Raw genomic sequence first — 11,197 nt, 5'->3', positions numbered from 1 at the left:
GGATTGGCGCATTTCGCGCCGGCCGCCGGCGTCTGCGGGCACCGGAGTCTGGGAACTGGCTGGGAAGTGTTTGACCGTCCGGCGGCGCGGGTGAAGACTCGAGGCATCACCCAACCGGCGGGACCCGCCACGAAGGAGACACGATGAAGCGATTGATCACCCTGGGCGTCGGCGCGGCGATCGGCTATCTGCTGGGGAGCCGCGAAGGCCGCCAGAACCTCGACAAGTTCGCGAAGAACGCGCAGAAGCTCTGGAACGACCCCAAGACCCAGGAGCAGGTCCACAAGGCTGCCTCCACCGTGAAGGACAAGGCCCCGGGCGTGGCGGACAAGGCCACCGGACTGGCCGACAAGGCCGCTGACTCGATCCGGGACCGCGCTCCCGGCGTGGCGGACAAGGCCAGTGCCGCAGCCCACGCCGTCGCGGACAAGGCGACCGCCGCCACCCAGGGCCTGGCCGACCGGGCGGGTACCACCTCCCAGGACTCCGGCGGCAAGCACGCCTCGGCCGGCACGTCCTACGACACCGCCGTCAAGGAGTCCGAGGGGACATCCGGCACCGGCCAGCAGGGCGGCACTCCGACCCCCGGTCCGTCCCAGACCTCCGGAGGCAGCGGACCGGACCGCTACTGAGCGTCCCGCCTCCCGCATGACAGGAGAAGACCCCGGTTCCCGCCCAGCGAACCGGGGTCTTCTCGTCGTCGGGCCCTGGTGATCCGGGGGCCCGGTGGTCAGGCCTGCACGCGGTTGCGCAGTGCGAAGGAGGCCCCGTAGTGGTTCTGGGGCAGGTGGTCACCCCGGCCGAACAGCTTGTGGCGCATGGTGCCCTCGGTGTACTCGGTCTTGTAGCGGCCCAGCTTCTGCAGTTCCGGGACCACGTACTGCACGATGTCCTCGAAGGTGCCCGGGGTGATGTGGTAGGCGAGGTTGAACCCGTCCACATCGGTCTCGTCCTGGATGCGGACCAGTTCCCTCGCCACGGTCTCGCCGGAGCCGATGATGACCGGGCCGAACCCGCCCACGCCGCACCACTCGGCGATGCGCCGCACCGTCCACGGGTTGCCGTCGTCCCCCGAGGCCTTCTTGAAGGTCTCGATGGTGGACTGGATGGCGTTGGACTCCACGTCGCCCAGCGGCTCGTCGAGGTCGAACTGGGACAGGTCGATGCCCATCCAGCCGCTCATCAGCACGAGGCCGCCCTCGACGTCGATGTACTTCGTGAGCTCCTCGTACTTGGCCTGTGCCTCCTCGTCGGTGGCACCCGTGACGATGGTCTGCATGGACATGATGCGGAGGTCGTACGGATCGCGGCCGGCCTCGACGGCGGCCCGGCGGAGCTTCGCCGCGGTGCCCTTGATCAGTTCGGCCGTGGGCGAGTTGATGAACACGGCCTCGGCGTGCTTGCCGGCGAAGGCCCGGCCGCGCGTGGAGGCGCCGGCCTGGTAGATCACGGGGGTGCGCTGCTTGGACGGCTCGGTGAAGGCGATGCCGGGGGTCTTGAAGTACGTGCCCTCGTGCTCGATGCGGTGGACCTTGGACGGGTCGATGAAGACGCCCGACTCCTTGTCGTTGACGACCGCGTCGTCCTCCCACGAGCCCTCGAGCAGCTTGTAGACCACGTCGAGGTACTCGTCGGCGTGGTTGTAGCGCTCGTCGTGCTCCATCTGGTCCTCGTGCCCGAAGTTCCGGGCGGCCGAGGGCAGGTAGCCCGTCACGACGTTCCAGCCCACGCGGCCCTCGGTGAGGTGGTCCAGCGTGGCCAGGCGGCGTGCGAAGGCGTACGGGTGCTCGTAGGCGGTGCCCGCGGTGACGCCGAAGGTGAGGTGCTTGGTCACGGCGGCCATCGGCGGGACCACAAGGATCGGGTCGTTGGTGGGCACCTGGGTGCCGGCCTTCAGGGTGGCCTCGTCCGAGCTGCCGTAGACGTCGTAGGGACCCAGGACGTCGGCGATGAAGATGCCGTCGAACAGCCCCTTCTCCAGCGTCTGGGCCAGCCCCGTCCAGTAGCCCAGGGTGTTGTAGTCGCGGGCGTGGTCGTCCGGGTGGCGCCACAGGCCGGGGGACTGGTGGGCCACGCAGTTCATGTCGAAGGCGTTGAAGAGGATCTCGCGCCGGCCGGCGGGGGTGGTCGGCACCCCTGCGGGCAGTCCGGCGGTGGTGTTCTGGGCATTCGATGACGTCATGGTGATGCTCCTTCCATCGGTCCTGGCGGTAGCACCGGTCCCGCGCCCCGGGGGCGCGTGGTGGTTGCTGCGGCGTCGACGAGCCAGGTCTCTCGGCCGCTCTGGATGGTTACCGGGCAATTGGAGCACACCGTCCGGGGCCGGGACGAATCCGGTGTCCTCCGGTGACGTCAGCCCGCGGCCACCACCACGACAGGATCCGTGGTGGGGGCCGGCGATCCCCCGGCGGGCTCGAGGGTGAGGGCCAGCGCCGCCCTGGCCGGCACCTCGGGCAGCCGGACGAGGGCCAGACCGTCGTCGAGTTCCAGGAGCCCCGCGGACCGGGGCGACTGATCGCCCTCGAGGGTCCACAATTGGTAGACGCGGTCACCCTCCGGGGCAGCAAGGCCCCGGGCGGCCACCACGGTCTCGCCCGAGGGGGCCCGCGCGACCTCGACTGTGCCGCCGCCCGCCACGGGTGCCGTCTCCTGACGGGCTCCGTCCTGTCCGAGTACCTGTTCGATGGCCACCACCTGGTCCTGCTGCGTCAGGCCCCCGTCCTGCCACGGCTGGGCGAGGAGCAGCACTGCGGCGGTCGCGGCCGCCGCCGCAGTGGCGGCCACCGCGGTCCAGGCCCGACGGCGGCCGGGCCAGCGTCGTTCCCGCTGGTCCCGCAGGCTGGTGGGCGCGTCCGGATCCTGCGATCCCGCGGTGGCGGCACCGGCGGACGTCGCCTCGGGACGCACCCCGGTGTGTGCGGACCGGAGGGACCTGGCCTCGGCGTCGACGGCGCCCAGGACGCGGTCCCTCAGCCCGGCAGGCGGCGCCGCGTTCTCGCGGGTGCCCAGACCGTCCGTGGCCCGCAGCAGGGCGTCGGCCTCGGCCCGCAGGACGGGGTCGACGCGCAATCGCTCCTCGATCCGGCGCCGCTCGGCCTCGTCCACGGCATTAAGGGCCCAGGCGGCGAGCAGTTCCCGTTCGTCGGCCATCACTCCACCCCCAGGCAGTCCAGTAGTCGGTGCAGGCCGGTGCGCATCCGTGATTTCACGGTGGCGAGCTTGGCCCCGAGCCGGTCGGCGACCTCTCGGTACGAGAGCCCGCCGTAGTATGCGGCCGTGACGGCCTCGTGTTCCAGGGCCGTCAGCGCACCCAGGCAGTCGGCCACCCGGCCCCGGTCCTCGGCGTCGGTCACCGCCTCGGAGACGTCGTCGTGGTCCCGGCCAAAGGATGCCGCGCCTGCCCGGAGCTCCCGGTCGCGTCGGGACTGGGTGGATCGCACCAGGTCCACGGCCCGCCGGTGGGTGATCGAGCAGACCCAGCCGATCACCGATCCCCGCTCGCGGCGGTACCCCCCGGCGCCACGCCAGGCGTCCAGCAGGGCCTCCTGGGTGACGTCAGCCGCCAGGTCCCGGTCCCGCACCACGCGCAGGGCCAGGCCATACGCACGCGGGGCGACGGCGTCGTAGAAGGCGGCGAAGGCCTGCTGATCCCCCTGGGCGCTGCGCCGGAGGTGGTCCACCAACTGGTCCTCACCGGCCCCGGTCCGCGGGCGCGGGCCTGGGGGCGTGGTCCCCGGTCCGGCGTCGCGCGTCATCCGGCCAGCGTATCCGCGCCCTGCTCCCCCGTGCGAGGCGAGGCCAGGATCGGCGTGGCGCTGGTTCGACCGCGGCGTCCCGGGATGCCCCTGGGGGCAACCGGGACGCCGTGCGCCGGTCACCGGCCCGGACCGGTCACGGGACGAGGGCCTCCGCCATCGAGTCGATGGCCCCGGAGAGCGTCTCCACGTGCATGCCCAGCCCCTCGGCGATGTCCGCGGCCGGCAGTTCTCCACCGCTGATCTCCTCGAAGAACTCCCCGGCCTGCGGGCGGTATCCGTCCAGGTCCATCAGGGCCTGCTCGGCGGCCTCGGTGTCCCCACCGGCCCGGGCCTGCGCATAGTCCACGAAGAACCCGATGTGCTCACGCCACAGTTCCAGGAACGCCGTGCCCTGCTCCTCGCCGGCCAGCGAGCCGATCTTCTCGGCGAGGGCCTTCGAATTGGTGTCCAGGGTGGCGGCCGCCGCGGTGAAGGCCTCCGAGTCGGTGCCACCCTGTGCGGTGTAGGCGGTGAACACGGCGATCCCGGCGAGGTAGACGTGCTCCTGCAGGTCGTAGGTGAGCTGAGCCCGCAGCGTGGCGGCGTCGTCCATCGGGTCGCCTTCCATCCCGGTGGCCGTGACGACGCCACCGGAGATGGTGGCCGCCGCCTCGCCGACGTGGTGCGCGGCCATCCGCAGGTCGTCGTAGGCGGCCGGGTCGCCGGCTGCGAGGCCGTCGATGGCCATGGTGAGGGTGTCCACATGGCCGTGCAGGGACTCCGTGACGGCCCCGGCCGGCAGCTCGCCGCCCGTGAGCTTCTCGAAGAACGAGCCGGCTTCCTGCGTGTACCCCTCGAGGTCCGCCATCGCCTGCTCCTTGGCGGCCGCGTCCCCACCCTTGGCGGCCGCGGCGTAGTCCACGAAGTAGCCGATGTGCTCGCGCCACAGCTGCAGGAACGCCTCCGAGGTCTCCGCGTCCGAGGCGGCCTCGATGGTGGCTGCCAGCTCCTGGGAGTTCTCGTCCAGGGCGGCGGAGGCCAGTTCGGTCTCCGGGCTGTCGAGTTCGGTGGCGTAGGCCGTGGCCACCGTCATCCCGGCCAGGTAGACGTGCTCCTGCAGTTGTGCCGTCAAGGTGGCTCGCACGGTCGCCGCGTCGGAGGAGGGGTCTCCCCCCACGTCTGCCGCGGTGGCGAATCCGGTGGCCAGGGTCTCGGCGGTCTTGGGCATGTGGGCCGCGGCGGTCCGGGCGTCGGCGAACGGGTCACCGGTGGAGGCCGGCATCGGCATGTCCTCCGACGCACCGCCCTCCATGCCCCCGGACGTGTTCGCGGAGGCCGAGGGCGAGGCGGACATCGACGCCGAGGCGGTGGACTGGTCCGGTTGCGCGCCTGCGTCCCCTCCGGCGCCGCAGGCGGCGAGGGACAGGGCGAGGGCAATGGTGCCGAGGACGGCCGCGGACTTCTTCGTGGTGTTCGTGGTCATGACTGCTCCTTGGTCGATCCAGCGTTGACGTCTGGTGTTCGGAGCAGGTGCCGGGCCGGATGGGTCCGGCGTGGAAATTCTCGTCGCGAGGTCCGGAAAGCCCCCTCAGGCCGTGCCTGTGGACAGGTAGGGCACCGGCGCGGTGCCGTTGACCTCCCAGTCGCCCACCATGCGGGCCATGAAGACCGCCGGGTCGTGGCTGGCCAGGGTCCGTGCGTTGCGCCAGTGCCGGTCCAGCTGCAGCTCGGTGCTCGTGGCGGAGGCGCCGAGGGTGTCGAAGATGCGCGTGCAGGTGTCCAGGACGAGCCGGGGCACCATCACGTGCGCCCGATGGGCCGTCAGGGCGGCGCGTTGCAGGGCCTCGGCGGCAGCACCGTCGTCGCCGCCGTCATCGCCCGCGTCCGCCCCGACGGCGGCTCGCCCGCCCTGGGTGTCGCGCCCCGCGGCCGCGAGCGCCAGCGCCGCGTCCAGGTCACGTCCGGCGGCACGGACCAGTTCCTCGGCGGTGGCCTGCTGGGCGGACAGCTCGCCGATGATCCCCAGGAGCTGGTCGTCCTCCCGCGGGGTGAGCCCGCCCGCGGTGTTCGGTGACCGGCGCCGGCGCTTCGTCTGGTCGACCCCGTCCCTCAGCGCGGCCCGCCCGACCCCGGCGAGCAGGGCCATCAGGGTGGCCTCGTGGTGCAGCGGCACGTGCCCGTCGGCCGGTGGCAGCGCCAGCAGCTCCTCGACGCCGGCCCGGTCGAACTCGACCGTGCCGGTACCGGTCAGCCGCTGGCCGAACCCGTCCCAGTCGTCCTTGACGAGCGTCCGCGGTTGACGGACCCTCACGACGGCGAGCGCCAGCCGCGCGGAGCCCGGGGAGCCTCCGGGGGCACCGGACGCCAGGTTCTGCCGGGAACCGCCGCGACGGCGCCCGGGCAGGGGAACGGCGTCGTCGAGGCGGGCCGTCGCCAGGGTCCACGTGGCGAAGATGCTGCCGGTGGTGTAGTACTTGCGGCCGCTGATCCGCAGCTGGCCGCCCTCGTCCCGGGAGACGGTCGTGTCCATCTCGCCCAGCGCCGGCCCGCGGGCCTCGGACAGCGCGCTGCCGGCCAGTTCGCCGTCCGCCACCCGTTCCAGCCACCTCGTGCGCAGGGCCTCGTCCGGCTGGGCGAGGACGTGCTCGACGAAGCTGAGGTGGCTACGGACCAGGTGCGCCGTGTTCGCGTCCACCGCGGCGAGGTCCATCAGCAGGCGCAGCATGTCCTCCTGCCCGGCACCGGAGCCCCCGGCCTCCACCGGGACGGTGAGCGTGCCGATCCCCACCGCACGGAGCTGCTCGAGAGCGGCGAAGGGCAGGTGACGGCCGGCCTCCCGGGCCGGTTCCCCTCGGGCGATGTCCTGGAGGGCGGGGGCGAACCGCCCGGCCAGGTCCTGGTAGGTGGTGGCGTGCACGGTCGAGGTCATGGAATCTCCCATCGGTCCCGGCGGTAGCACCCGGTCCCCTGTCAAGGGCGGGTTGCTGCGGCGTCGTCGATCCGGGTCTCTCGGCCGCTCTGGATGGCTATGGCTCCATGGGAACAGCCCCGGCACCCCGGTCCGCCACGATGTGACGTTTTGTGTCGAACGCCGTTCCGGTGCCGGATTGACAGGACTCCCCCACGACCTGATTGACTGGACGCGCAACCATCCAGAGCGGCCGAGAGATCTGGCTCCGTGACGCCGCAGCAACCCTCCGCTTCACCGGGCAAGGGTGCTCATGCCAGAAGCGATGGAGAGTGATCACCATGACTGCCCTTGCCGAACTGAGCCCTGCCGGCCGCGCCCCCGCGCGGGCCCGGGGCGCCGCCACCGCCCCGGACGCACCGGAGAGCCTTGCGGTGGAGTTCCGCGGCGTCGGCCGCGCGTTCCCCACCGCCGAGGGCCCCCGGGCCGTGTTGCGGGACATCACCCTGACCGTGGAACCCGGCGAGGTGCTGGCCATCCTCGGCGCCTCCGGTTGCGGCAAGTCCACCCTGCTGCGGGCCGCCGGCGGACTGGACACCGGCAACTCCGGGGACATCCTCATCGGCGGCGAGCCGGTCACCGCCCATGACCCACGCACCGCCGTCGGCTTCCAGGAACCGCGCCTGATGCCCTGGCGCACCCTGCACCAGAACGTGGCCCTGGGCCTGCCGCACGGCACGGGCCGCAGCGAGGGCCGGAAGCGCGTGGACGAGCTGCTCGATCTCGTCGGGCTGGGCGCCCACGCCGATCACCGGCCCCGCGAGGTCTCCGGCGGCATGGCCCAGCGGACCTCGCTGGCCCGGGCACTGGCCCGGCGCCCCGGCGTCCTGCTGCTGGACGAACCGTTCGGCGCCCTCGACGCGCTGACCCGGCTGAAGATGCAGGACCTGCTCCTGGACATCCACGCCCGCACGGCCACCACCATCCTGCTGGTCACCCACGACGTGGACGAGGCACTGCAGCTGGCCGACCGCATCCTGCTGCTCGGCAAGGATCCCGGCGCCGCTGCCGGGGCCACCGCCCGCAAGGTCCTCACCGTGCCCGGGACGCGTCCGCGCCCCCGCAGCTCAGCCGAGCTGGCCGCGCTGCGCTCGGAGCTGCTCGACGGCCTCGGCGTCGACGCCCACCGGCACTGACCGCTCCGGTGCCGCACCGGCGGCACCGCCCCGCCGACTCTGACCGGCGCCCACTGTCCCCGGACCGCCCCCTGCTCGACCCTTCCGCCCCTCTTGTTCCACCCTCCCCGCCCCCGTGCGATCCCCTGTCCTGAAAGGCACCACCATGCGCTCCCGACTCACGCTCTCCGCCGCGGTCCTCGCCGTCTCCGCCCTCGCCCTCACCGGGTGCGTGGCCGGGGAGGGTTCGGGCGGTGACGCCGCCGAGGCCGGTGCCCCGGCTGGCGGTGCCAAGACCCTGGACATCGACTTCGCCACCTACAACCCGCTCTCCCTGGTCATCAAGGAGAAGGGCTGGCTGGAGGAGGAGCTCTCCGACGAGGGCGTCACCGTCAACTGGGTCCAGTCCGCGGGGTCCAACAAGGCCAATGAGGCGCTGCGCGCGGAGGCCGTCGACGTCGGCTCCACCGCCGGCTCCGCGGCCCTGCTGGCCCGCGCCAACGGCACCGAGATCAAGACGATCGGCCTCTACTCCCAGCCGGAGTGGGCGGCCCTGGTCACCACCGCCGACTCGGGCATCACGGAGGTCACCGACCTGGTGGGCAAGAACGTGGCCGCCACCAAGGGCACGGACCCGTACTTCTTCCTCATCCAGGCCCTCGAGGAGGCCGGAGTGGACCCCTCCGAGGTCACCGTCCAGAACCTGCAGCACGCCGACGGCAACTCCGCCCTGGCCAACGGCTCCGTGGACGCCTGGTCCGGACTGGACCCGATCATGGCCGGTGCCGAGGCCGAGGGCGCCGAGCTGTTCTACCGCAACGTGGACTTCAACACGTACGGCTTCCTCAACGCCACCGAGTCCTTCCTCGAGAAGTCCCCCGAGCTGGCCCAGGCCGTGCTGGACGTCTACGAGAAGGCGCGCGCCTGGGCGCTGGAGAACCCCGAGGAGACCGCCGCGATCCTCGCCGAGGTCGCCGGCCTCGAGGAGGACGTGGCCACCACCGTCATCCAGGAGCGCTCCAACCTGGACGTGGACCCGGTCCCCGGGCAGGCCCAGCTCGACGTGCTCGAGAGGGTCGGCCCCATCCTGGTGGAGACCGGTGACGTCGCCAGCCAGGAGAACGTGGACGCCGCGCTGGCCGAGCTGCTCGAGCCCTCCTACGCCGAGAAGGCCACGCAGTGAGTACCCCCGCGTCCCCGAACACCGTCACCCCGGCCTCGGCCCCGGCGGACCTGGCCGCGGGCGAACGGAACCGGCGTGCGGCACCGGCCGGTTCCGGCCCCGGGACGCCGCGCGCCCGCGGAGCCCTGGGCACCGCGGCCGGCCGCGCCGCCGTCGGCCTCCTGGTGCCGGTACTGCTCGTGGCGTTGTGGTGGGCGGTGACCGAGGCCGGACTGTTCTCCCCGGTGCAGCTGCCCTCGCCGGCCTCCGTGGTGCAGGCGGGCGTCCAGCTGGCGGCGGACGGCCCCCTGTGGCACCACATCGCCATCTCCGTGCAGCGGGTGCTGATCGGCTTCGCGATCGGCGGCGTGCTGGGCCTGCTCGTCGGTTCCGTGCTGGGACTGTCCCGGTGGGCGGATGCCCTGTTCTCCCCGCTCACCGGGGCCATCCGCGCCGTGCCGTCCCTGGCGTGGGTGCCGCTGCTGATCCTGTGGATGGGGATCGGCGAGGACTCGAAGATCACGCTCATCGCGATCGGGGCGTTCTTCCCCATCTTCACGAACGTCTACTCGGCACTGAAGCACGTGGACCCGCACCTGGTGGAGGCCGGCCGGGCCTTCGGCTATCACGGCCTGCGCCTGCTGCGCACCGTCCAGCTGCCGGCCGTGATCCCCTCGGTGTTCTCGGGACTGCGCCTGGCCCTGGCCCAGGCATGGCTGTTCCTGGTGGCCGCCGAGCTCATCGCCTCCTCCATGGGCCTGGGCTTCCTGCTCACCGACTCGCAGAACAACGGGCGCACCGACCGGCTGATCCTGGCGATCGTGCTGCTGGCCGTGATCGGCAAGGTCACGGACGCCGTCCTGGGCCTGGTGGAGAAGTGGGCGGTGCGGCGCTGGTCCTAGGCCGGCCCGGGGCGTCCGGGGTCACCGGCCCGCCTGACTGGTCACCGGGCTGGTCCCTCAACCGGTCACCTGGCGTTCGCCCGCGGGCCCTAGGATGCCCCCCGTGCATCCCGTTTCCCTGAAGAACCCCTGGTGAACAAGGTGCGGTTCATCCATCCGTACGGGCCGTCCCCCTCGGCGGTCAGCCGGGGTACACAGCGGAAGTAGATGCCGGCCGGACCGACGGCTTCTCCGGCCACCAACCTCCGCAGGTCTTCAGGGTCGCCGGTGGGGTACTACTGGAAATCGGCTCCCGCATTGAGCACGCTGCCGGTGATATGGGGACCGTGGGCGCGTCCGCCCCGGATGGGGACGACGCGGCGCACACCGTCCACGGTCCTTCTGATGCCGATGGGCGGATCAACGTCCACGTCGGTGCTGAGAACGTGCTTCAGGGGTGATGGCGCCGGCGCCCCAGCCGCGGTTGCGGCGGGGTCTCGAGGCGGATGAGTCGTCGTGATGGTCCATTCAGCGTTGTGGTTCGGTGGTCTTGAGGGCGTTGATGGCGACCTTGACCCGCCGGGGTAGTTTCTGCCCGGCTGGCACCACGGCCATGATGGCGTTGGCGGGGGTCTTGTCGGCGACCGGCTTGTAGACGACCTTGTGTCCGTCGAAGGTGGCACCGGTGGCGGGGATGCTGTTGGCGAAGGAATACCCCAGGCCTCGGCCCACAATGGTGCGGATGGTGTCCATGTTCGCGCTGCGCCATCCCACTTGGATGGCCAGTCCTGCCGATTCCACGGTGGTGATCATCCGTTCTGCGGTGGGTGGGACGTCCAGCAACACGGCCGGCTCGTCCACAATGTCACGCAGCCACACCGAGTCCTGGTCCGCGAGGCGATGGCCCGCCGGCAACATCACATGCAGACGTACCGAGGCGATCTGGATTTGTTCCAGGTCCGGGTCCGTCTGCCAGGAGTAGAGCAGGGCCAGGTCCAGGCGGCCAGCCCGCAACTGTTCCTGCAGCGCGTCCGGCGCGCCTTCGACGAAGCTCAGCTCCACGAGGGGATGTTCCGTGGTGAAGTGCTCGATCAGCGGGGGCACCACACGCGGCGACATGGTCAGGCTCACCCCCACCCGCAACAGGCCCCGGATGGCGCCGCCCTGGTCGCGCACGGCTTCCTGGGCCTCCTCGACCTGTTCCAGGACGGTTCGTGCGTGGGCGGCGAACTCCACCCCTGCCGCAGTGGGGGCCACTTTTCTGGAACGGCTGCGCACCAACAGGGTGACCCCGACGGCCTTTTCCAGATCCGCCACGGCCATAGACGCGGCCC

The 11,197-nt window shown here is 71.9% G+C and carries 10 protein-coding genes, 1 pseudogene and 3 riboswitches; of the genes and pseudogenes, 4 read left to right on the top strand and 7 right to left on the bottom strand.

The window, feature by feature from the left end:
- The first annotated feature begins 143 nt into the window (after window positions 1-143).
- Window positions 144-632: a YtxH domain-containing protein gene (locus Q0283_RS10180; protein ID WP_298044465.1), complete on the top strand. Its 489-nt coding sequence runs from the start codon at window positions 144-146 to the stop codon at window positions 630-632.
- Between the two features lie 98 nt (window positions 633-730).
- Here the strand turns inward: Q0283_RS10180 and Q0283_RS10175 are convergent, their stop codons facing one another.
- From Q0283_RS10175 to Q0283_RS10155, 5 genes are all read right to left on the bottom strand, one after another.
- On the bottom strand, window positions 731-2,182 hold the full coding sequence (locus Q0283_RS10175) for an LLM class flavin-dependent oxidoreductase (protein ID WP_255459749.1): 1,452 nt from the start codon (window positions 2,180-2,182) through the stop codon (window positions 731-733).
- Window positions 2,183-2,192: 10 nt separating this feature from the next.
- Window positions 2,193-2,294: riboswitch (SAM riboswitch) on the bottom strand.
- A gap of 58 nt (window positions 2,295-2,352) precedes the next feature.
- Window positions 2,353-3,150, bottom strand: coding sequence for an anti-sigma factor (locus Q0283_RS10170; RefSeq protein ID WP_183529547.1), 798 nt, complete (start codon window positions 3,148-3,150; stop codon window positions 2,353-2,355).
- Entirely contained in the window at window positions 3,150-3,755 is a 606-nt protein-coding gene (locus tag Q0283_RS10165; RefSeq protein ID WP_183529549.1) for a sigma-70 family RNA polymerase sigma factor, read from the bottom strand. The genes Q0283_RS10170 and Q0283_RS10165 overlap by 1 nt, the downstream gene beginning before the upstream one ends.
- A 136-nt stretch (window positions 3,756-3,891) precedes the next feature.
- On the bottom strand, window positions 3,892-5,220 hold the full coding sequence (locus Q0283_RS10160) for a hypothetical protein (RefSeq protein WP_298044461.1): 1,329 nt from the start codon (window positions 5,218-5,220) through the stop codon (window positions 3,892-3,894).
- Between the two features lie 105 nt (window positions 5,221-5,325).
- Window positions 5,326-6,666: an acyl-CoA dehydrogenase family protein gene (locus Q0283_RS10155; RefSeq protein WP_298044460.1), complete on the bottom strand. Its 1,341-nt coding sequence runs from the start codon at window positions 6,664-6,666 to the stop codon at window positions 5,326-5,328.
- Between the two features lie 5 nt (window positions 6,667-6,671).
- Window positions 6,672-6,766: riboswitch (SAM riboswitch) on the bottom strand.
- 116 nt (window positions 6,767-6,882) lie between these two features.
- A riboswitch (SAM riboswitch) is annotated at window positions 6,883-6,977 on the top strand.
- On the opposite strand from Q0283_RS10155, the gene Q0283_RS10150 reads away from it, so the two are divergent.
- The 3 genes from Q0283_RS10150 to Q0283_RS10140 all read left to right on the top strand — a co-directional run bounded on the left by Q0283_RS10150 (window position 6,978) and on the right by Q0283_RS10140 (window position 9,884).
- Window positions 6,978-7,841 (top strand): ABC transporter ATP-binding protein, encoded by an 864-nt coding sequence (locus Q0283_RS10150; protein ID WP_298044459.1) that lies wholly within the window; start codon window positions 6,978-6,980, stop codon window positions 7,839-7,841.
- A 145-nt stretch (window positions 7,842-7,986) separates the two neighbouring features.
- A complete protein-coding gene (locus Q0283_RS10145) occupies window positions 7,987-9,003 on the top strand; it encodes an aliphatic sulfonate ABC transporter substrate-binding protein (protein ID WP_298044458.1) in 1,017 nt (338 codons plus the stop codon).
- The gene (locus Q0283_RS10140) at window positions 9,000-9,884 is read left to right on the top strand and encodes an ABC transporter permease (protein WP_183529565.1); all 885 of its coding nucleotides are present in this window, start codon (window positions 9,000-9,002) and stop codon (window positions 9,882-9,884) included. Before Q0283_RS10145 ends, Q0283_RS10140 begins: the two co-directional genes overlap by 4 nt.
- 89 nt (window positions 9,885-9,973) lie before the next feature.
- Here the strand turns inward: Q0283_RS10140 and Q0283_RS17630 are convergent.
- Window positions 9,974-10,318, bottom strand: a pseudogene (locus Q0283_RS17630) (DUF3237 family protein).
- A gap of 73 nt (window positions 10,319-10,391) precedes the next feature.
- On the bottom strand, window positions 10,392-11,197 hold an 806-nt coding region (locus tag Q0283_RS10130; protein ID WP_298044457.1), incomplete at its 5' end, for a LysR substrate-binding domain-containing protein.

Source organism: uncultured Citricoccus sp. (assembly GCF_937871995.1).
GTDB lineage: Bacteria > Actinomycetota > Actinomycetes > Actinomycetales > Micrococcaceae > Citricoccus.
The sequence above is the reverse complement of the archived record's forward strand: the minus strand, read 5'-3'. Positions and strand labels throughout refer to the sequence as shown.

What these genes read in the sequence shown, in the direction of transcription:
- Q0283_RS10155 (WP_298044460.1), bottom strand. Translation starts at nt 6,666, where the DNA reads ATGACCTCGACCGTGCACGCCACCACCTACCAGGACCTGGCCGGGCGG.
- Q0283_RS10170 (WP_183529547.1), bottom strand. Translation starts at nt 3,150, where the DNA reads ATGGCCGACGAACGGGAACTGCTCGCCGCCTGGGCCCTTAATGCCGTG.
- Q0283_RS10145 (WP_298044458.1), top strand. Translation starts at nt 7,987, where the DNA reads ATGCGCTCCCGACTCACGCTCTCCGCCGCGGTCCTCGCCGTCTCCGCC.
- Q0283_RS10160 (WP_298044461.1), bottom strand. Translation starts at nt 5,220, where the DNA reads ATGACCACGAACACCACGAAGAAGTCCGCGGCCGTCCTCGGCACCATT.
- Q0283_RS10175 (WP_255459749.1), bottom strand. Translation starts at nt 2,182, where the DNA reads ATGACGTCATCGAATGCCCAGAACACCACCGCCGGACTGCCCGCAGGG.
- Q0283_RS10180 (WP_298044465.1), top strand. Translation starts at nt 144, where the DNA reads ATGAAGCGATTGATCACCCTGGGCGTCGGCGCGGCGATCGGCTATCTG.
- Q0283_RS10165 (WP_183529549.1), bottom strand. Translation starts at nt 3,755, where the DNA reads ATGACGCGCGACGCCGGACCGGGGACCACGCCCCCAGGCCCGCGCCCG.